The organism is Hymenobacter sp., from assembly GCF_035709525.1.
GTDB lineage: Bacteria > Bacteroidota > Bacteroidia > Cytophagales > Hymenobacteraceae > Hymenobacter.
This window is the reverse complement of sequence record NZ_DASTEP010000136.1, coordinates 72,575-91,632: the sequence shown is the minus strand read 5'-3', so window position 1 is coordinate 91,632 and position 19,058 is coordinate 72,575. Positions and strand designations below refer to the sequence as shown.

At 60.6% G+C, this 19,058-nt stretch carries 17 protein-coding genes; 4 read left to right on the top strand and 13 right to left on the bottom strand.

Annotated elements, in window-relative coordinates; genetic code table 11:
- Nucleotides 1-115: 115 nt before the first annotated feature.
- The 3 genes from VFO93_RS12110 to VFO93_RS12100 all read right to left on the bottom strand — a co-directional run bounded on the left by VFO93_RS12110 (nucleotide 116) and on the right by VFO93_RS12100 (nucleotide 3,561).
- Nucleotides 116-1,207, bottom strand: coding sequence for an FKBP-type peptidyl-prolyl cis-trans isomerase (locus VFO93_RS12110; protein ID WP_325134630.1), 1,092 nt, complete (start codon nucleotides 1,205-1,207; stop codon nucleotides 116-118).
- 160 nt (nucleotides 1,208-1,367) lie between these two features.
- Nucleotides 1,368-2,393 (bottom strand): FKBP-type peptidyl-prolyl cis-trans isomerase, encoded by a 1,026-nt coding sequence (locus VFO93_RS12105; protein WP_325134629.1) that lies wholly within the window; start codon nucleotides 2,391-2,393, stop codon nucleotides 1,368-1,370.
- A gap of 112 nt (nucleotides 2,394-2,505) precedes the next feature.
- Nucleotides 2,506-3,561, bottom strand: a complete 1,056-nt coding sequence (locus VFO93_RS12100) for a DHH family phosphoesterase (protein ID WP_325134628.1) — start codon at nucleotides 3,559-3,561, stop codon at nucleotides 2,506-2,508.
- A gap of 197 nt (nucleotides 3,562-3,758) precedes the next feature.
- Here VFO93_RS12100 and VFO93_RS12095 point away from each other — a divergent pair, with 197 nt between their 5' ends.
- On the top strand, nucleotides 3,759-4,166 hold the full coding sequence (locus tag VFO93_RS12095; protein ID WP_325134627.1) for a nucleoside-diphosphate kinase: 408 nt from the start codon (nucleotides 3,759-3,761) through the stop codon (nucleotides 4,164-4,166).
- 211 nt (nucleotides 4,167-4,377) lie between these two features.
- On the opposite strand, the gene VFO93_RS12090 is transcribed toward VFO93_RS12095, so the two are convergent.
- The 4 genes from VFO93_RS12090 to VFO93_RS12075 form a co-directional block, all read right to left on the bottom strand.
- Complete coding sequence (locus tag VFO93_RS12090; RefSeq protein ID WP_325134626.1) at nucleotides 4,378-5,484, bottom strand: AAA family ATPase; 1,107 nt, start codon at nucleotides 5,482-5,484, stop codon at nucleotides 4,378-4,380.
- A 48-nt stretch (nucleotides 5,485-5,532) separates the two neighbouring features.
- A complete protein-coding gene (locus VFO93_RS12085) occupies nucleotides 5,533-6,816 on the bottom strand; it encodes a nucleoside permease (RefSeq protein ID WP_325134625.1) in 1,284 nt (427 codons plus the stop codon).
- 327 nt (nucleotides 6,817-7,143) lie between these two features.
- Entirely contained in the window at nucleotides 7,144-7,749 is a 606-nt protein-coding gene (locus tag VFO93_RS12080; protein WP_325134624.1) for a superoxide dismutase, read from the bottom strand.
- 123 nt (nucleotides 7,750-7,872) lie between these two features.
- A complete protein-coding gene (locus VFO93_RS12075; protein WP_325134623.1) occupies nucleotides 7,873-8,328 on the bottom strand; it encodes a nucleoside deaminase in 456 nt (151 codons plus the stop codon).
- A 300-nt stretch (nucleotides 8,329-8,628) separates the two neighbouring features.
- Between VFO93_RS12075 and VFO93_RS12070 the strand changes: the two genes are divergently transcribed.
- Nucleotides 8,629-10,752: a glycoside hydrolase family 97 protein gene (locus VFO93_RS12070; protein ID WP_325134622.1), complete on the top strand. Its 2,124-nt coding sequence runs from the start codon at nucleotides 8,629-8,631 to the stop codon at nucleotides 10,750-10,752.
- A gap of 215 nt (nucleotides 10,753-10,967) precedes the next feature.
- A complete protein-coding gene (locus VFO93_RS12065) occupies nucleotides 10,968-12,074 on the top strand; it encodes an NADH:flavin oxidoreductase (RefSeq protein WP_325134621.1) in 1,107 nt (368 codons plus the stop codon).
- 134 nt (nucleotides 12,075-12,208) lie between these two features.
- Here VFO93_RS12065 and VFO93_RS12060 read toward each other — a convergent pair whose 3' ends face one another.
- The 3 genes from VFO93_RS12060 to VFO93_RS12050 all read right to left on the bottom strand — a co-directional run bounded on the left by VFO93_RS12060 (nucleotide 12,209) and on the right by VFO93_RS12050 (nucleotide 14,844).
- The gene (locus VFO93_RS12060) at nucleotides 12,209-13,657 is read right to left on the bottom strand and encodes an NAD(P)/FAD-dependent oxidoreductase (RefSeq protein WP_325134620.1); all 1,449 of its coding nucleotides are present in this window, start codon (nucleotides 13,655-13,657) and stop codon (nucleotides 12,209-12,211) included.
- 43 nt (nucleotides 13,658-13,700) lie between these two features.
- Nucleotides 13,701-14,249 (bottom strand): hypothetical protein, encoded by a 549-nt coding sequence (locus VFO93_RS12055; protein ID WP_325134619.1) that lies wholly within the window; start codon nucleotides 14,247-14,249, stop codon nucleotides 13,701-13,703.
- Between the two features lie 157 nt (nucleotides 14,250-14,406).
- Nucleotides 14,407-14,844: a T9SS type A sorting domain-containing protein gene (locus tag VFO93_RS12050; protein WP_325134618.1), complete on the bottom strand. Its 438-nt coding sequence runs from the start codon at nucleotides 14,842-14,844 to the stop codon at nucleotides 14,407-14,409.
- Nucleotides 14,845-15,054: 210 nt separating this feature from the next.
- On the opposite strand from VFO93_RS12050, the gene aspS reads away from it, so the two are divergent.
- Nucleotides 15,055-16,818, top strand: a complete 1,764-nt coding sequence (gene aspS / locus VFO93_RS12045; protein ID WP_325134617.1) for an aspartate--tRNA ligase — start codon at nucleotides 15,055-15,057, stop codon at nucleotides 16,816-16,818.
- A 41-nt stretch (nucleotides 16,819-16,859) separates the two neighbouring features.
- On the opposite strand, the gene VFO93_RS12040 is transcribed toward aspS, so the two are convergent.
- The 3 genes from VFO93_RS12040 to hutF are packed head-to-tail and all read right to left on the bottom strand — an operon-like array spanning nucleotide 16,860 to nucleotide 19,026.
- The gene (locus tag VFO93_RS12040; RefSeq protein WP_325134616.1) at nucleotides 16,860-17,453 is read right to left on the bottom strand and encodes an SUKH-4 family immunity protein; all 594 of its coding nucleotides are present in this window, start codon (nucleotides 17,451-17,453) and stop codon (nucleotides 16,860-16,862) included.
- A 12-nt stretch (nucleotides 17,454-17,465) separates the two neighbouring features.
- On the bottom strand, nucleotides 17,466-17,702 hold the full coding sequence (locus tag VFO93_RS12035; protein ID WP_325134615.1) for a hypothetical protein: 237 nt from the start codon (nucleotides 17,700-17,702) through the stop codon (nucleotides 17,466-17,468).
- A 16-nt stretch (nucleotides 17,703-17,718) separates the two neighbouring features.
- Entirely contained in the window at nucleotides 17,719-19,026 is a 1,308-nt protein-coding gene (gene hutF, locus VFO93_RS12030) for a formimidoylglutamate deiminase (protein WP_325134614.1), read from the bottom strand.
- Nucleotides 19,027-19,058 lie beyond the last annotated feature (32 nt).

Below are 19,058 nucleotides of genomic sequence, written 5' to 3'. Positions count from 1 at the left end.
CCCCACTGGGCGGCCTGCCGTTACGCGCTGCGCGCTAAACGGCGGCCAGCGGCGGCGTCCATAGAAAAAGCCGCTTCCAGTGCTGGAAGCGGCTTTTTGCAGTTGTTTTTAAGCGCTATTTCTTCTTAGCTGGTGCCTTCTTGGCACGTACGGTCGGTTTCTTGGCGGGTACGGCCTTCTTCTTGGCCGGGGTGGCGGGCGCGGCCGCCTGCGGTGTGGGCGTACCCGTGATGCTCACCAGCTCCACGTCGAAGCTCAGGATGGCGTTGGCCGGAATATCGGCCCCCGCGCCGCGCTCGCCGTAGCCCAGCGGCGACGGAATGTAGAGCGTGGCCTTGCTACCCTTGGGCAGCGCCGCAATGCCCTGGTCCCAGCCCTGAATCACCTGGCCCTGGCCCAGCGTAAACTCAAACGGCGTGTCGCCGTGCCGCGACGAGGCGTCAAACTCCTTGCCGGTGGCCAGGATGGTGCCGCGGTACTTTACGCCCACCGTCTGGCCCGGCTTGGGCTGCGCGCCCGTGCCGGGCTTGGTGATGACGTACCAGGTGCCGCCGGGCGTCTTTTTGGCCTTGAGGTTGAGCTTGTGCTCCTTGAGGTAGGCTTGAATGGTCGCATCGTCCTGCACGAGGAGCTTGGCGGCGCGGGCTTTGGCGGTGCGCTGCTGCTCCAGCATCATCTTTTGCTGCTCGGCCATCATGGCTTGCTGGCGGGCTTGCATTTCCTCCATCGTCACCAGCTCTTTGGGCACGATGGTGAGGCGCAGGCCGCTGCCGGCGCGCCGCACGAAGGGCGGCACCGGCTGGCGCATCTGGGCAAAGGCCGTGTCGGCGTTGAAGCGGAACACGGCGCTGTCGCCGGGCACGAGCAGGCTCATGGCTTCTTCTATCGAGCCGTGGCGGGGTGCGGTGGGGGGCAGGCCCACCGGCACGGGGCCGGGCTGCCGCTGGCGCGAATCCATCAGCAGCGAGTCGCGGTCGGTGCGGTATTGCAGGTGCACGAGCAGTACCTTGCCGGCGCGGCTGGCATAGGGCGCATCATTGGCTGGGTCGAGCTTTTTGGCCGTGTACTGCCCCGCCGCGTCGCGCCGGAATAGCTTGTACTCGGTGGTGCTGCCCGGCAGGGTAGTGAAGCCGGGGGCCGGGGTGGTTTGGGCCGAAGCCAGCTGCGCGAGCCCCAGGGCTCCGGCTAGAAAAAAGAAATGCCGCATAAACGAAAAAACGAAAAATAAAAGCCAGCTAGCTTTAAATCAAAAGTGGTGCCCCGGCGCAACGCCCAGGCACCACTCTAGCTAAAACCCGCCGAAATATACCTGAAACTAAAACCGCCGCACCCTGCGGCGCGGCGGTAAAAGTCAGCCAATAAGTTGCTTACTGAACCGGAGCACCAGCCGGAGCGGCCGGCGCATCCTTGATGTCGACCAGCTCCACGTCGAAGCGCAGCGGCGAGTTGGCCGGCACGTCGGCCCCCGCGCCGCGCTCGCCGTAAGCCAGCGACGACGGGATGAGCAGCGTAGCTTTAGCACCCTTGTTCAGCACGGCCACGCCTTCATCCCAGCCCGGAATCACCTGGCCGCGGCCGGTAGCGTAGGTAAATGGCTGCCCGCCGTGCTTGGCCGACGAGTCAAACTCCTTGCCGTCGAGCAGTGTGCCGCGGTATTGCAGGCTCACCATCTGGCCGGCCTTAGGCACCGAGCCCGTGCCCGGCTGCGTAATGATGTAGTACACCCCGCCCGGCGTCTTCTTGGCACTGGTCAGGTTGTTTTTCTTGAGGTACTCTTGTAGGATTACCTCGTCTTTTTTGTTTTGGGTTTCGGCGTAAGCCAGCATTTGCTTCTGCTGCTGCTCCATCATCTTCTGTTGCAGCGTCTGCTCCATGGCGGCTTCTTCCTGCTGCGTGATGAGCTTGTCGGTCTTCACGTTGATGACAATCACGTTGCCGCTGCGCTTGAGGAAGCCGGGCACCGGGCGGCCCTGGGGCTTGAAGAGCGAGTCGGCATTGAAGCGGAACACGGCGCTGTCGCCGGGTTGCAAAAGCGAGAATGCCTCGTCAGGAGCCCCTTTTTTCTTCACTTCCTGCATGGGTATCGGCACGGCCGAGCCCCCAAATTTCTTGCGGGTGTCTTCCAGCACCGAGTCCTTGCCGGTGCGGTAGTAGAGGTAGCCCGTCAAAAACTTGCCAATCCGGTCCTTATACGTCGGGTCTTCGCCCTTCACGTCGGTGCGGCGCTCGTACTTATCGCCTACTTTCTTGAAAATCTTGTACTCAATCCCCGACTTGGTTTTGTCGAAGTCGCCCCCATTTTTATCGCACGATGAGAGGAAAGAGGCCAGGCTGAGCGCGCCGGCCGCCAGGGCCAGCTGCCGGGCCGCGAGGGGCCGGAAAGAAAACTGCATGAAAAGGGGTTGAAAATGTGATAGATGTAGCTAATGTGGAGATGTGAGAAATAAGAGAGAGTTCTCTCTCACATTTTCCCATTCTTCCCATTTCCCACATTCGAAAACAAAGTTAGGCTACGGGCGGCGCAACCGCCACGGGCACGGCGGGCGTGCTCACGAGCTGCGCCTGGTACTCGGGTAGTAGCCCCAAAAAGCGCGTTACTGTGCTATCGAGCGAGGTATAGCTGACGCCGCCCGAGGCGTTGTGGTGCCCGCCGCCATCGAAATGGCTGCGCGAAAAATCGGCCACCGAGAAGTCGCCCACCGAGCGGAAGGAAATCTTCACCGCCGAGCCCCGGTCAATGAACACGGCCGCGAACACGATGCCCTCGATGCTGAGCGCGTAATTCACCAAGCCTTCCGTATCACCGGTTTTGCTCTCGTAGTCGCGCAGCTCCTGCTGCGTCACGGCGATGTAAGCGGTGTTGAACTCGCGGTTTACCACCAGCTTATCCTTGAGGATGTAACCCAGGAAGCGCAGGCGAATCTCCGAGTGCGAGTCGTAGATGCGGCGGTGTACCGAGGCCAGGTCGATGTGGGCGTTCAGCAGCTCCGCGATGATGAGGTGCACGTTGCGCGAGGTGCTGGGGTGCCGAAACGAGCCCGTATCGGTCATAATGCCAGCGTAGAGCGCTTCGCCCATGCCCTGGTCCACGAGGTCCTGGTCGCCGAGGTCGCGGATAATCTCAAAAATCTGCTCGGCCGTGGCGGCCGCCTTGGGGTTCGAGAAGCTGATGTCGGCGAAGTCCTCGGGGCGCTGGTGGTGGTCGATGAGCACCTTGGTGCCCGAGGCCTGCGCCACGTAGCTGCCAAGTTCGTTGATGCGGCCCAGGCAGTTGAAATCGAGGCAAAAAATGACCTCGGCGCGGCTCACGAGGTCGCGCACCTGGCGGTCGTTGTGGCGCGGCTCGTACACTACTACTTCGTCGTTGCCCTGCATCCAGTTGAGGAAAGCCGGGTAGTCGGAAGGGGTCACGACCGTCACGGAGTGGCCTTTTTTCTTGAGGTAGCTAGCCCAGGCCAGCGACGAGCCCAGGGCGTCGGCGTCGGGCTTGTGGTGCGTGGTGATGAACACCTGCTTGGGCTCCGCCAGCAAGGCTTTTAGTTCTGATACGGAAGTAGACATCGACTAGGTGAACAGTCTGACAAATGCTAAAAAAAGCGGCTGGGATGTATGCAGAGCAAAATCGGTCGGCAAAGGTCGGCACGAATTGGGTTTCAACAAGCAATGCGCCGGGGAAGGTTCTCGCCAAAGCAAATAAGCAGCGCCCTGCGGCTACCTTTGCGGCTGCAACCCCCATTTTTCCCCCAAGAAAAAAAATAATGGCAACCAACCGCACCTTCACCATGATTAAGCCCGATGCCGTGGCCGACAACCACATCGGCGGCATCCTGAGCATGATTGAGCAAGGTGGCTTCCGCATCGTGGAGCTTCAAAAAGTAACCCTGACGCCCGAGCGCGCCGGCGAATTCTACGCCGTGCATAAGGAGCGTCCCTTCTACAACGACCTCGTGAAGTACATGTCGAGCGGCCCCATCGTGGCGGCCATCCTCGAAAAAGACAACGCCGTGGCTGACTTCCGCACCCTCATCGGCGCTACCAACCCTGCCAACGCCGAGGAAGGCACCATCCGGAAAAAATACGCCAAGAGCATCGAAGCCAACGCCGTGCACGGCTCGGACTCGGACGAGAACGCCCAGATTGAAGGCGAGTTTTTCTTCGGTAAGTAAGCCGATTACTTCTGTCATGCTGACGAAGGAAGCATCTCGTCAGGGTAGCGCGGCTACTGCTGGGCCGTGGTAAGATACTTCCTTCGTCAGCATGACAGTAAGAAGAAAACCTAAAAAAGCCGCTCTGCTTGATGCAGAGCGGCTTTTTATTTAAACTAAAACCAGACTTTTTTTGTGCCGATTTTGTGCTGATTGAGTTCCCTCAGCCCCGCTAAAAGCCAATGCGGCCGGCTCCTTTGGGCTCGCTCACGAAGGTAGCGTCTTCGCGGTTGTAGATGTCGGCCAGCGTCATAGCTTCAGCTACGGGTGTGGTTTGGCCCAGGGAACTCGCCAGAGCCTGGGCCTTGGGCTGCGCCAGCGCCTCGAAGGCGTAGGAGGCGATGAGCCGGCCTTTGCGCAGCAGCGCCTTATCGATGCGGGCCAGGTCGGCGTTGAAGGTGCAAATAATCTGGATGTGGAAGCCGTCGCTCAGCAGGCCGTCGCTGAGGTTGAGCAAGTTGCTCACGGCGTTGCTGCCGGTGGCGTCGCGCTTGGTCAGCAGCTCTTCGGCATCCTCGATGAGCAGGATGGAGTTAGTGTTGTCGTGCAGCAGGTTGATGAACTCGGGGTCGGCAATGCGGAGCGCCAGGTTGGGCGGAATGAACAGCTTGGGCTTGTCGGTGAGGCTGCACAGGTGCCGGATGTAGCTGGTTTTGCCGGTGCCGGGCGGGCCGTGCAGGATGACCAGGCCCTTGTCGTCGGGCTTTTGCAGGCGCTGCACGATAGCCTCGTGCACGGGCAGCAGGTCGTCGTTGTAGTTGGCGGCGAGGTCGAGCGCGGGGATTTTGAGCTTGAGGGGCGAGAAGCTGAGCCGCCGGCTGGTCTGGCGCAGTACCTGGATGCGATGATGCTCTTGCTGCCCAGCATCGAGGTGCGTAGTCAGCAGGGCGCGCACCTGCCCGAGCATCGCCGCATCGGCCTGGGGCGAGTAGTAAAGCAGCGCGCCTTGGTCGCCGAAGTAGTCATTGTCGGCAAAAAAGAGTAGCAGATGCGGCCCTAGTTGAAACGCCTGAGCCTGGATTTCAGCCGGCTTGCCTGGCTTTTCGAGGTACACCGACTGGGCCACAATGGCGGCTTCTAGCTCCACATTCAGCAGCGGGGCCAAGCCAGCCAGAATGGTTGGCCGCGCTTCGGGCTCGGCCAGGTGGTAGATTTCCCGGCGCGGGTACTCGCCAAACGTCAGCCAGAACCACGCCAGCGGGTTGAAATAATTTTCGCCCAAATAAGGCAGCAGCCCGGCCGGGGTAGCTGCCCCCGAAACAGCCAACGTAGGCTCCATCAAGAAGAAATAAAGGGAATAATGCCGATGTAACGCCGCGCGGCTGACCTACGCTTGCTCGGTCGCAAGCACGGGCTCGGGGTAGTCGTTCTCGACTTTTAGCGGGTCGTGCTTGTGCTTGAAGATGAGCACGAATAGCACCGCGATGACGAGCGCGTAAGCCGCGAAGGCCAGCCAGATGCCGTGCCAGTCCTTGTTGCCGGCGGCATCGGTGAAGTAGTTCTGAATGACGAGGCCGCTGATAGAGCTACCCAGCACGGCCCCAAAGCCGTTGGTCATCATCATAAACAAGCCCTGCGCGCTGGCCCGGATGCTGGGCTGCGTCTGGGTTTCGACGAAGAGCGAACCCGAGATATTGAAGAAGTCGAAGGCCATGCCGTAGACGATGCACGACAGAATAATCATCCAGAGGCCGTCGGCGGGGTTGCCGTAGGCCAGCAGGCCGAAGCGCAACACCCAGGCTACCATGCTGAACAGCATCACCTGCTTGATGCCAAAGCGCCGCAGAAAGAACGGAATGGCGAGGATGAAGAGCGTCTCCGAAATCTGCGAAATCGACATGATGAAGGCCGGGTGCTTTACCGAAAGCGTATCGCGGTAGGCGGGTACTTTGTCGAAATCGTGCAGGAAGGTATCGCCGTAGGCATTGGTGAGCTGCAAGGCGGCTCCGAGCAGCAGCGCAAAGATGAAGAAGGTGGCCAGCTTGCGGTCGCGCAGCAGCGCGAAGGACTTGAGACCCAGCGCATCGACCAGCGAGCGGCTGGGTACGTCTTTAGAAGGCGGCGGGCAGGCGGGCAGGGTAAATGAGTAGAAACCTAGCAGCAGCGCCGCCCCGGCGGCTACGTAAAACTGGTTGGCCGACTTCTCGAAGCCCAGGAACGTAACCGCCCACATGGCCGCGATGAAGCCCACCGTGCCCCACACCCGGATGGGCGGGTAGTCCTTCACCACATCGAGGCCCTGGCCTTTGAGGGCCGAGTACGACACGGCAATGGACAGCGCCAGCGTGGGCATGTAGAAAATCATGTTCAGCAGAATAACCCAGAAGAACATGCCGGGGTCCGTCACCATCGGAATGGTACACAGCGTGATACCGCCGCAAATGTGCAGCACGCCGTAGAGCTTTTCGGCATTCACCCACTTATCGGCCACGATGCCCATGAGCGAGGGCATGAAGATGGACGCGATACCCATCGTCGAGAAAATGGCCCCAAACTGCGCCCCCGACCACTGCTTGGTCTGAAACCAGTAGGCCCCAATCGTAATCAGCCAAGCCCCCCAGATAAAAAACTGGAGAAAGCTCAAAATAGTAAGACGCAGCTTGATGCTCATGTGGGCACAAGTAAAAAGGGTAGGAAGTAGCTTTTGCTGTTAAAGATACAAGTTAACCTACCAGAAACACCGGAGACTGGCGGGCGCGTGGAGCGACTTAGGGCTCTTTTTGAAGGCGTTAAATCAATTTCTGAATCGGTCAACGGCTGTCATGCTGAACGCAGTGAAGCATCTCTACCGCACCGTTTGGGTTCGTTCAACGGTGCGGTAGAGATGCTTCACTGCGTTCAGCATGACGGTTCTTGGGTGGATTTTGCTACTAGGTGGGCCAGCAAAAAGCCCACCGGCGCGGGGCCGGTGGGCTTCTCAAAAGCTAGGCGTTGCGGCTTAGGCAGCGGCGTAGCGCTTGTTTACTTCTTCCCAGTTGATGAGGTTGAAGAATGCTGCGATGTAGTCGGGGCGCTTGTTCTGATACTTGAGGTAGTAGGCGTGCTCCCACACGTCGAGGCCCAGAATGGGGGTGCCTTTGCAGCCGGTGTCGGGCATCAGCGGGTTGTCCTGGTTCGGGGTCGAGCAGATTTGCAGCGAGCCGTCGTGCTGCTTGCACAGCCACGCCCAGCCCGAGCCAAAGCGCGTGGTGGCGGCCTTGGTGAACTCCTCCTTGAACTTGTCGAACGAGCCGAAGGCCTCGTCAATCTTGCTGGCTACTTCGCCGGTGGGCTGGCCGCCGCCGTTGGGGCTCAGGATGGTCCACCACAGCGAGTGGTTCCAGTGGCCGCCGCCGTTGTTGCGGATGGCGGGCGTGGCCTTGGCGATATTTTGGAGGATGTCCTCCAGGCTCTGGTTTTCAAACTCGGTGCCCGCGATGGCGGCGTTGAGGTTGGTCACGTAAGCTTGGTGGTGCTTGGTATGGTGGATTTCCTGGGTTTGGGCGTCGAAAGTAGGTTCGAGCGCGTCGTAGGAATACGGCAATTTGGGCAGTTCGAAAGCCATAATGCGAATGCTTTAAAGTGAAAAGATGGGGTGGCGGTGGTATAACCCCCAACCGGGGCCGGGGGTTGTGCGGTAAGCTTTAGCTTGCCGTTTTCACGCTGCGAACTTACGGCAAGCTAAAGCTTACCGCACATTCCGTTTCTCCCGAAAAAACGCCTGCATGAGCGCCGTGCAGTCGTCGGCGCACACGCCCGCCCGCACCTGGGTGCGCGGGTGCAGCAGCCCCAGCGTGTGGCGGCGGTAGCCAGTCTTGGGCTCGGCGGCCCCGAATACCACGGCCCCGAGCTGCGCCCAGGCGCTGGCCCCGGCGCACATCACGCAGGGCTCGACGGTGACGTACAAGGTGCAGGCCGACAAGTATTTATTGCCCACAAAATTGGCGGCGGCCGACAAGGCCAGCATTTCGGCGTGGGCCGTTACGTCGCGCAGGCGCTCGGTTTGGTTGTGGCCCCGGCCGATAATGGTGTTGTCCAGCACCACCACCGCGCCGATGGGTATTTCGCCCTCGGCGAGCGCCTGCCGGGCTTCGGCGAGGGCTTGGCGCATAAAATACTCGTCGGTGAGAATGGGGGAGGGCATGGGGTGGCAAGGGAAATCGAAGGTCAAAAGTCGGGGCGGGCGCGGTAATATGGGCGAGAGTTATGGTTTGGTTAAGCGCTGGGGACGACATTTGTAGGCGCAACCGAAATCGATTTCGGTTGCGCCTATCCGTCATGCTGAGCGGAGCGGAGCGCAGCCGAAGCATCTCTACCTCAGTACTAATCCCTAACGCTAGCAACGGTGCGGTAGAGATGATTCGACTGCGCTGCGCTCCGCTCAGCATGACGGGCGCGAGCCCACGACCCATTACAAAATCTCACTTTCCCCACTTATTCACCAATGACCCACCTAAATACCCCGCGCTACCTGCTGTTGCTCGTAGCCGCGCTGTGCCTGCTCGGCCAGCCGGGCCGCGCCCAGCAGCTCACCTCGCCCAATAAGCAACTTGCGCTCACGTTCAGCCTGCAAGCGGGCGGCGTCCCTACCTACAGCCTCACCTACAAGGGCCGCCCGGTCATCAAACCCAGCCACCTCGGGCTGGAGCTGAAGGAGGGCCCCGGCCTTACCAACAGCTTTGCCGTGACGGGCACCAAAACCCGGGCTTTTGATGAAACCTGGACGCCGGTTTGGGGCGAAACCAAAACCATTCGCAACCACTACAATGAGCTGACCGTCACGCTGACGCAGGCGGCCACCAAGCGGCAGATGCTGGTGCATTTCCGGATGTTTGATGATGGCCTGGGCTTCCGCTACGACTTCCCGAAGCAGCCCGAGCTGGCCTATTTTGTGGTGAAGGAGGAGCGCACGCAGTTTGCGCTGGCCGGCGACCACAAGGCCTTCTGGCTGCCCGGCGACTACGACACGCAGGAGTACAGCACCGTGACCTCGAAGCTCTCGGAGGTGCGCGGCCTCATGAAAACGGCCGTGACCGACAACGCCTCGCAAACCACGTTTTCGCCCACCGGTGTGCAAACGCCGCTCATGCTCAAAAGCCAGGACGGCCTGTACATCAACCTGCACGAGGCCGCGCTGATTGACTACTCAACCATGTCGCTGGAACTGGACGATAAGCACATGGTGCTCGAAAGCCACCTCACGCCCGACGCGCAGGGCAACAAGGGCTACCTCCAAACGCCCTGCCTCTCGCCCTGGCGCACCATCATCGTGAGCGACCGGGCCGGCGATATCCTGGAATCGAAGCTGGTGCTCAACCTCAACGAGCCTACCAAGTACAAGGACGTTTCTTGGATTAAACCCACCAAGTACGTGGGCGTGTGGTGGGAAATGATAACCGGCAAAAGCACCTGGTCTTACACCAACGCCACCAATATTAAGCTCGATTCCACCGATTATTCCAAGCTCAAGCCCAACGGCACGCACGCCGCCAACACGGCCCACGTGAAGGAGTACATCGACTTCGCGGCCCAGCACCACCTCGACGCGGTGCTGGTGGAGGGCTGGAATACCGGCTGGGAAGACTGGTTTGGCCAGAGCAAGGACTATGTGTTTGATTTTGTGACGCCTTACCCCGATTTTGACGTGCAGGAACTGCACCGCTACGCGGCCAGCAAGGGCATCAAAATCATCATGCACCACGAAACCAGCGGCTCGGTGCGCAACTACGAGCGGCACCTGGATAAGGCCTATAAGTTCATGGCCGACAACGGCTACAGCGCCGTAAAGAGCGGCTACGTGGGCAACATCATCCCGCGGGGCGAGCACCACTACGGGCAGTGGCTGAATAACCACTACCTCTACGCCATCACGGAGGCGGCCAAATATAAGATTATGGTGAATGCCCACGAGGCTGTGCGCCCCACCGGCCTAGCCCGCACCTACCCCAACCTCATCGGCAACGAGGCGGCGCGGGGCACCGAGTACGAGTCGTTCGGCGGCAACAACGCCGACCACACGACCATTCTGCCCTTTACCCGCCTCATCGGCGGGCCGATGGACTACACGCCGGGCATCTTCCAAACCCGTGTCAGCGCCTACAACCCCGAAAACAAGTCGTTTGTACACAGCACGCTGGCCCGCCAGCTGGCTTTGTACGTGACCATGTACTCGCCGCTGCAAATGGCCGCCGACCTGCCCGAAACCTACAACAAGCACCTCGACGCCTTCCAATTCATCGAAGACGTGGCCGTGGACTGGGACGATAGCAAGGTGCTCGAAGCCGAGCCCGGCGACTACATCACCATCGCCCGCAAGGCCAAGGGCAAAAGCAACTGGTTCGTGGGCAGCACCTGCGACGAGAATGGCCGCACCTCCACCGTCAACCTGAGCTTCCTGGACCCCGGCAAAACCTACGTGGCCACGATTTATGCCGACGGTAAGGGCGCGCACTATGAGAAAAACCCGCAGGCCTACGCCATCCGCAAAGTCAATGTGACGAGCAAGACCAAGCTTACGCAGTATTGCGCGCCGGGCGGCGGGTATGCTATTAGCTTGATGGCTAAGTAGTAATTGGCGTTGTAAACGCCTGTCATGCTGAACGCAGTGAAGCATCTCTACCGCATCGTTTGGGTTCGTCCAACGGTGCGGTAGAGATGCTTCACTGCGTTCAGCATGACCCGTTTTTATAAGAGTAGGCGGTACGTAAATCACCGCCCAAAAAATCAAACCAGACCGTTGGCTGGTTACAGGCAGCACGCTCTTTTTATAGAAAAGCCTGACTTATGTCCTCCAACGCTCTTTTTTCGCCGTTTTCGCTGAAATCGCTTCAGCTTAAAAACCGCATCGTCATGGCCCCCATGACGCGCTCGTTTTCGCCCAATGGCGTGCCGGGTGCCAATGTGGCCGCCTACTACCGCCGCCGCGCTGAGGGGCAGGTGGGCCTCATCCTTACCGAAGGCACCGTAGTCGAGCGCCCGGCCTCGTCCAACGACCCCAATATTCCGCACTTCTACGGCGAGCAGGCACTGGCCGGCTGGCAGCAGGTAGTGGCCGAGGTACACGCCGGCGGCGGCAAAATCGGCCCCCAGCTCTGGCACATGGGCGTGATGCAGGAGCACCGCTCGGGCTGGACGCCCACGCAGCCCTTTGAGGGGCCATCGGGCCTGGTAGCGCCTGGCCAGCCCAAGGGCAACGCCATGACGGAGAACGACATCACGGATACCATCGCCGCCTTTGGCCGGGCCGCCGCCGATGCCAAGCGCCTGGGCTTCGACTGCCTGGAGCTGCACGGCGCGCACGGCTACCTCATCGACCAGTTTTTCTGGGCCGGCCTCAACGAGCGCACCGATGCTTACGGCGGCCCCAGCCTCCCCGAGCGCAGCCGCCTGGCCGTGGAGCTGGTGCGCGAAGTGCGCCGGCAGGTGGGCAACGATTTCGCCATCAGCCTGCGCCTCTCGCAGTGGAAGCAGCAGGACTACCACGTGAAACTGGCCCACACGCCCCAGGAAATGGAAGCCTGGCTGACGCCGCTGGCCGAGGCCGGCGTCGATATTTTCCACTGCTCGCAGCGCCGGTTCTGGGAGCCGGAGTTTGAAAACTCGGATTTGAACTTCGCGGGCTGGGTTAAAAAGCTCACCGGCCAGGCCACCATCACGGTGGGCTCGGTGGGGCTGTCGGGCGAGTTTCTGGCCGGCTTCGCGGGCGAGGCCTCGACACCCAACGCGGAGTCAATCGACGAGTTGCTGCGCCGCTTCGACCGCGGCGACTTTGACCTGGTAGCCGTGGGTCGTGCCCTGATTGTGGAGCCCGAGTGGGTCGAAAAAATCCAGGCGGGCAAGGCCGAAGGGCTCAAAGGCTTCAGCCGCGAAACGCTGGGTACGCTGGTGTAGCTGGGGCTTGAAAAACCGTCCGTCATGCTGAGCGCAGCGTAGCGGAGTCGAAGCATCTCTACCGCACCGCTCGGGTTCGTCCAACGGTGCGGTAAAGATGCTTCACTGCGTTCAGCATGACAGACGTTAATTTCTTACCCCACAAAAAGCGGCGGAGCCGACAACCCGAACATGTCGCGCAAAGCGCGCTTGGCAGCGTGGTAGCCGCACAACCCATGCACGCCGCCACCCGGCGGCGTAGCCGACGAGCACAAATACAGCCCGCGCTGCGAAGTGCGGTAGGGCGAGGCACGCAGCGCCGGCCGCGTGAACAACTGTCTGATATCTAGTAGGCCACCGTTGATGTCGCCGCCCACGTAGTTGGGGTTGTAGCTTTCCATCTGGGCGGTGTCGAAGGTGTGGCGACCGATAATGCGCTCGCGAAAGCCAGGCGCAAACCGCTCGACCTGCTGCTCGATGGCAGCGGTTCTATCGACCCGCGAGCCGTTGGGTACGTGGCAGTAGGCCCAAGCGGTGTGCTGGCCAGCCGGGGCGCGGCTGGCATCGAACAGGCTTTGCTGGGCCAGTAGTACAAACGGTTTATCAGGGTGCTGGCCCCGGGCCGCGGCGCGCTCGCCGGCCGCTATTTCGGCCAGCGTGCCGCCCAGGTGCACGGTGCCGGCCTGGGCGCATTCGGGCGCGGTGAAGGGGATAGGCGCGGCCAACGCCCAATCGACCTTAAACACGCCCATGCCGTAGCGGTAGCGCCGCAGCTGCCACTGGTAGATGCTGCTCAAGCTATGCCCGGCAATCTGCAAAAGCTGCGCCGGTGTCACGTCGAAAAGCACGGCTTTGGCCGGGGGCAATTGCGCCAGCGAGCGCACAAACGTGCCCGTCTCGACGGTGCCGCCCAGCGCCCGGAAGTGCGCCGCCAGCGCGTCGGCAATGGCCTGCGAGCCGCCCCGCGGCAGCGGCCAGCCGCCCCGGTGCGCCGCTATCAGCAAAACCAGGCCGATGGCCGAAGTAGTCAGGTTGCCAAGCGGCTGAATGGCGTGGGCGGCCATGCCGGCCAGCAGGCCCTTGGCTTTCTCCCCCCGAAAGCGCCGCGCCAGCACCGTCGCCGGCAGCAGCGCGGGCAGCCCAAACCGGGCCATATCGAGCGGGTGCCGGGGCCAGTGCAGCGGGGACAGCACATCGCTGGCAATACCGGGCCAGCTGCTGATTAATGGCGCCAGCAAGCTGCGATAAGCCTCGGCATCCGGCCCCAGGCCGTGGGCGGTGTCGGCCAGTGATGTAACCACGGCCGCCGTGCCATCATTAAAGGGGTGCGCGGCGGCCATGGGCGGTGTGAGGTATTCGAGCCCGTATTGCGCCAGCGGCAGGGTCTGAAAGTAAGGTGAAGTCGCCGCTAGCGGGTGAATGGCCGAGCAAATGTCGTGGCGAAAGCCCGGCAGCGTCAGCTCGGCCGTGCGCAGGCCGCCGCCCAGCTCGTTTTTGCCTTCGAGCAGCAGCACCGCCAGCCCGGCCTGCTGTAGCACGATGGCCGCCGCCAGCCCATTGGGCCCCGAGCCCACCACGACAGCATCATACGCGGACTTACTCATGGGGAGGGGGCTGTTCAACGGGGCACTAGGCAGGAGCCTGGTGTTACTTCAGGCTGATATCGCTTTGCACGGCTTGCGCGATGGGCCGCCACTGCGGCTGCTCGTCGGCCGGGGCCGAAAACGAGAAAATATACAACTGCTCGCCCTGCACGGTGTACTGAATGTACTCGTATTTGCGGATGGGTGCCAGCGCGTTGGCCCCCCGGCGGCTGTCCACCATCGTGGACACAAACTCCAGGGCCACAAACTCGCGGCCGTTGACTTTGCGCACTTCCTGGGTCAAAAACTCAACCTTGGTATACAGCCGCTGTACGCTGGCTTTGTACATGGGTAGCAGCACGTTGTAGTCGGGCCCAAACATGGTGGGCCGCACGGCCACGCTGTAATCGGCCTTGGTATTGGGGCTGCTGTACACGGCCAGCGGCTTGCGCGGCGACGGAAACTTGACCGCAATGCCTTCATCGGGTAGGGGCGTGAAGCCCTGCGGCACGCCCACCGTGAGGCCGGGCGCCACCTTCACCGAAGTCAGCTTGGGCTTGGGGCCGAAGCTGGTGAGGGCAAAAAGCGAGCAAAGCAGGACGAGGATTTTCATGACGAGGGCAAAAGTAGGGCGGATGAATCAGGCTTCGGGCACGTGCCAAATACGTCTGTCATGCTGAGCGCAGCGAAGCATCTCTACCGCACTGTTGAATGAAGCGGTAGAGATGCTTCGCTGCGCTCAGCATGACAGACGTGTTTGGTACGTTTACCTACGACCGTCGCGTCGGGTACTTAATCCGCACCTTTTTCCAGTACACGTAATTCCCGGTTTTAGCCTCCACTAGGTACGTGCCGGCCTGAATGTGCCCCAAATCCACTGGCTCGCCGGTATTATTCTGCGGGTCAAGCTCTTGCTGGTACACGACCTTGTTTTTGTAGTCCGTCATCACCAGCGTGCCGGGCTTGGTAAACTGCTGCGTGAAGCTGAGCATCACGCTGTTGGAGTTAGGCTTGGGAAAGATGTCGATGCCCGATAGCGTCTCTACCCGTTTGATGGGGCCGTCGAGCGTCACGGCCGGGGCCTGGCCTTTGGTTTTAATCTCAGCCCCGTTTTCGTACTTGTTTTTGGTTTTGACTTTGGTTTGCGCCTGGGCCGCGCCGGCCGTGAGCAAAGCGGCCGCCAGGGCCAGCGAAGAAAGGAATTTCATATCAAAAAGGAAGAAAAAAGCCAGCGTGCCCCACGGCGCGCACTACTTCTTTTACATACTTCATACCAAACCCCACAGTTGCAGCCCGCCCCCGCGAAGTAACTTCGCCCCAATTTGGCCCCCTCCCCAAAAGGAGCCCCCAAAACTAGATAGCCAGCCCGGCGCAGCCGGGCGTATCTGCGAAATCCGTTTAATCAGTTTGAATCTGCGATGCTTAGAACGCATACCAACGGCGAACTTCGCCAAGAACATGTCGGCCAAAACGTTACTCTCGTCGGTTGGGTGCAGCGCACCCGCGACAAGGGCGGCATCCTGTGGATAGACCTGCGCGACCGCTACGGCATCACCCAATTAGCATTGGAAGAAGGCGTGGAATCGGAAGAAGTGCGCGCCCAGGCCCGCGACCTCGGCCGCGAGTTTGTGATAAGTGTCACTGGCAAAGTGGCCGAGCGCTACTCCAAAAACGCCCACATCCCGACCGGCGACATCGAGGTGCGCGTGGAGAAGCTGGATGTGCTGAACCCCGCCAAACTACCGCCCTTCCTCATCGAAGACGATACCGACGGCGGCGAAGACCTGCGCATGAAGTACCGCTACCTCGACTTGCGCCGCACGCCCGTGCGCAACAACTTGGTGTTGCGGCACAAGATGGCCCAGGCCGTGCGCCGCTACCTCGACGGCCAGAATTTCATCGAAGTCGAAACGCCCGTACTCATCAAAAGCACGCCCGAAGGCGCGCGCGACTTCGTGGTGCCCTCGCGCATGAACCCCGGAGAGTTTTACGCCCTGCCGCAATCGCCCCAGACGTTTAAGCAGCTGCTCATGGTGTCGGGCTTCGACCGCTACTTCCAGATTGTGAAGTGCTTCCGCGACGAAGACCTGCGCGCCGACCGCCAGCCCGAGTTCACGCAGATTGACTGCGAAATGGCCTTCGTGGAGCAGGAAGATATCCTCAACACCTTCGAGGGCCTGGTGCGCTACCTGTTCAAGGAAATCAAAAACCTGGATTTTCCCACCGTGCCCCGCATGGAGTACGCCGACGCCATGCGCTGGTACGGCAACGATAAGCCCGACGTGCGCTTCGCCATGAAGTTCATGGAACTCAACGATGTAGTGCAGGGCCAGGGCTTCCCGGTATTCGACAGCGCCGAGCTGGTAGTGGGTATCAACGCTGCCACCTGCGCCGCCTACACCCGCAAGCAACTCGACGAGCTGACTGCCTTCGTGAAGCGCCCGCAGGTGGGGGCCACCGGCCTCGTGTACGCCCGCGTAGAAGCCGACGGCATGGTAAAGTCCTCCGTAGATAAGTTTTACTCGCAGGAAGAATTGCAGAAGTGGGCCGCCGCTTTCAACGCCAACCCCGGCGACTTGCTCCTCATCCTGGCCGGGCCGGCCGACAAAACCCGCAAGGCCTTGAGCGAGCTGCGCCTCGAAATGGGCCAGAAACTCGGCCTGCGCGACAAGGACACGTTCGCCCCGCTGTGGGTCGTTAATTTCCCGCTGCTGGAGTACATCGAAGAGGAGGGCCGCTACTTTGCCATGCACCACCCCTTCACCTCGCCCAAGCCCGACGACCTGCGCCTGCTCGACAACCCCGACACCATCGGCCAGGCCCGCGCCAATGCCTATGACTTGGTTATCAACGGGGTAGAAGTGGGCGGCGGCTCCATCCGCATCCACGACCGGGCGGTGCAGGCCCGCATGTTCTCGCTGCTCGGCTTCTCGCCCGAGGAGGCGCAGGCGCAGTTCGGCTTCCTGCTCGATGCCTTCGAGTACGGCGCGCCGCCCCACGGCGGCATCGCCTTCGGCTTCGACCGCCTGTGCTCGCTTTTCGGCGGGGCCGACAGCATCCGCGACTTCATCGCTTTCCCCAAAAACAACTCGGGCCGCGACGTGATGATAGACTCGCCTTCGCCGATTTCGGACAAGCAACTGACGGAGCTGAGCATCAAGACGGCCGTGGTGGCGAAGTAGGGCTTATAATTTATATAAACACGAAAGCGGCAACTAAGGAATCAGTTGCCGCTTTCGTGTTTATAAGCTTCTCTATTTCCGAGTAACATATCAAGCTCGCTGTGCCAAAATTCAGATTTATCAAAATCCTTATCAGATAAGATGAGCTTATTCTTTAGAGTGTTAAACTGTTCGTCTGTAAAATGCGTGTCGAAATAGCTGTTTTCTTTGCCGGCTGCTAATACACTGCTGATGAATCTAGAGTAGGCTAGTAGTGAGAATGCAAAAGATTCTATCGAAGAGTTTATAAAAATGAGCTTGAACCCGTTGTCATGGTCAAGCAATTCTATAATGTCATTTTTTTCAGTGTCTACGGCTATTGCGTTACCGCTTCCGTCAGAGCCTATTTGAATAAGGTTTTTAAATGATGAATTAAGTGCCGTATCAATATCAGTTATTCGCGCAATACTATTCCAACTTCCTTGTGTATTGGTATTGAAGCTCAAATAAGGAGCAGCTTCTGACGGTAAGCCAACTGTACTCAGGAATTTTTCAGTGTGTTCTTGGAGAAGCAACGGCTGCAGAATAGCTGGAGAGAAAATAGTGATTTCTTGTCCTTCTGATAGCCAGTAATCTTTAATTTCAGAATTAGTCATCAGGAAAAGAAACTAAAATATTGATTGCATTCGGCGAGTTTTGACTTTGGCCAGTCGCAGCAGGTGCTCTAGTTGTAAATAGTGCGCCAATTCCTCCTGCTCGGTCGCGTTGATGCCTTCATTTTTGCTGCGCTGGATTAAATCGGCCACGCGCTCGCGCACTTGCTCGGAGGGGCGGTAGGCCACGAGGTCGGCCGGCGAGAAGCCACCCGCCAGCCAGTCGGTAATTTCTTCGTAGGCGCGGTTCATAAAGACAAAGTACGCATTATTCTTCGCCCCGCCGATACGCCCACTGCCCATCCACGAGCGTGCCCAGGATGGCCGACGGGTCGGCCGTGTACACGATGGCGGGCAGCAGGTGCGCTGGCCCGGCCTGCGCCAGCAGCGGCTGGGTTAGGTCGTACACCACCGCGTCGAGGGGCTGGCCGAGGGCAAAGTAATTGCCGGCCGAGCGGCCCGCCGCCGCCAGCCCGGCGAAGAACGTGGTGCCGACCAGCGTAGTAGCGCCGTCGGCAAATGTGTTGCGGCGGCGATGCGTGAGGCGCTGCCCGTAGTCGAGCCAGCGCAAATCCTCCAGCGGGTTGAGGCTGATGTGGCTATCGGTGCCGATAGACCAGCGCCCGCCCGCCTCCGCAAACGCCACGAGCGGAAAAATACCGTCGCCGAGGTTGCCTTCGGTGCCGGGGCACAGCACCACGTGCGCGCCCGATTGGGCCAGGCGGGTAGTCTCGGCGGGCGTGAGGTGGGTGCAGTGCACGAGGTGAAACCGCTCGCTCAGGGGCAGATTATCGAGCAGCCACTCGACCGGCCGCGCGCCGAGGTGCGCCAGGCTGCGCTCTACTTCGGCCGTTTGCTCGGCGGCGTGCAGGTGAAAGGGTAAGTCCTGGGGGCCGTGGGCGTAGGTAGCGAGTACGTCGGCCGCCTCCACCGCCCGGAGCGAATGCACACCAAAGCCCAGGCGCGCCTTGTCGTAGTGTGCCACGGCCTGCCGGCTGGCGGCCAGCAGGTCAAAGTAGGCATCCGGCGTAGCCGAAAGAAACCGCCGCTGCCGGGGCGCGGGCTCTTGGCCAAAGTCGCCTTTTTGGTAGAACACGGGCACCAGCGTCAGCTTGATGCCGGCCGTGCGGGCGGCGGCTACCAGGCGCTCGCCCATCTCGGCGAGGTGGGTGTAGGGGCGGCCGGTAGGGTCGTGGTGCAGGTAGTGAAATTCGACCACCGACGTGTAGCCATTGCGCAGCAAATGGCGATACAACGTGGTGGCTACCTGCTCATTTTGCTCGGGCGTAAAGGTTTCGGCGCAGGCATACATCGCTTCGCGCCAACTCCAGAAGTCGTCGCGCGCGCCGGGCGCGTGCTGCTCGGCCATGCCCGCCATGCCGTATTGAAAGGCGTGCGAATGGCTGTTTTGAAAGCCCGGCAGGGCCGCGCCTTTTATAGTCTGGATAGGCGTTTCGGGTGCGGCGGGCGGGGTTTGGGAAAGGTATCGGATAAGGCCGCGCTGGTCGACACCGATGTAGGCCGGGCTTAGCCAGCCTTCTTGCAGGAGTAGCGAATCGAAGGCGTAGTAGGTCATGGTAGTAACGCCAAGCTCCAGCTTGGCGTGGC

Coding starts and splice junctions, on each gene's coding strand:
- VFO93_RS12105 (WP_325134629.1), bottom strand. CDS start 2,393: ATGCAGTTTTCTTTCCGGCCCCTCGCGGCCCGGCAGCTGGCCCTGGCG.
- VFO93_RS12050 (WP_325134618.1), bottom strand. CDS start 14,844: ATGAAATTCCTTTCTTCGCTGGCCCTGGCGGCCGCTTTGCTCACGGCC.
- VFO93_RS12095 (WP_325134627.1), top strand. CDS start 3,759: ATGGCAACCAACCGCACCTTCACCATGATTAAGCCCGATGCCGTGGCC.
- VFO93_RS12090 (WP_325134626.1), bottom strand. CDS start 5,484: ATGGAGCCTACGTTGGCTGTTTCGGGGGCAGCTACCCCGGCCGGGCTG.
- VFO93_RS12035 (WP_325134615.1), bottom strand. CDS start 17,702: ATGAACCGCGCCTACGAAGAAATTACCGACTGGCTGGCGGGTGGCTTC.
- VFO93_RS12080 (WP_325134624.1), bottom strand. CDS start 7,749: ATGGCTTTCGAACTGCCCAAATTGCCGTATTCCTACGACGCGCTCGAA.
- VFO93_RS12060 (WP_325134620.1), bottom strand. CDS start 13,657: ATGAGTAAGTCCGCGTATGATGCTGTCGTGGTGGGCTCGGGGCCCAAT.
- VFO93_RS12065 (WP_325134621.1), top strand. CDS start 10,968: ATGTCCTCCAACGCTCTTTTTTCGCCGTTTTCGCTGAAATCGCTTCAG.
- VFO93_RS12055 (WP_325134619.1), bottom strand. CDS start 14,249: ATGAAAATCCTCGTCCTGCTTTGCTCGCTTTTTGCCCTCACCAGCTTC.
- aspS (WP_325134617.1), top strand. CDS start 15,055: ATGCTTAGAACGCATACCAACGGCGAACTTCGCCAAGAACATGTCGGC.
- VFO93_RS12100 (WP_325134628.1), bottom strand. CDS start 3,561: ATGTCTACTTCCGTATCAGAACTAAAAGCCTTGCTGGCGGAGCCCAAG.
- VFO93_RS12085 (WP_325134625.1), bottom strand. CDS start 6,816: ATGAGCATCAAGCTGCGTCTTACTATTTTGAGCTTTCTCCAGTTTTTT.
- VFO93_RS12040 (WP_325134616.1), bottom strand. CDS start 17,453: ATGACTAATTCTGAAATTAAAGATTACTGGCTATCAGAAGGACAAGAA.
- VFO93_RS12070 (WP_325134622.1), top strand. CDS start 8,629: ATGACCCACCTAAATACCCCGCGCTACCTGCTGTTGCTCGTAGCCGCG.
- VFO93_RS12110 (WP_325134630.1), bottom strand. CDS start 1,207: ATGCGGCATTTCTTTTTTCTAGCCGGAGCCCTGGGGCTCGCGCAGCTG.
- VFO93_RS12075 (WP_325134623.1), bottom strand. CDS start 8,328: ATGCCCTCCCCCATTCTCACCGACGAGTATTTTATGCGCCAAGCCCTC.
- hutF (WP_325134614.1), bottom strand. CDS start 19,026: ATGACCTACTACGCCTTCGATTCGCTACTCCTGCAAGAAGGCTGGCTA.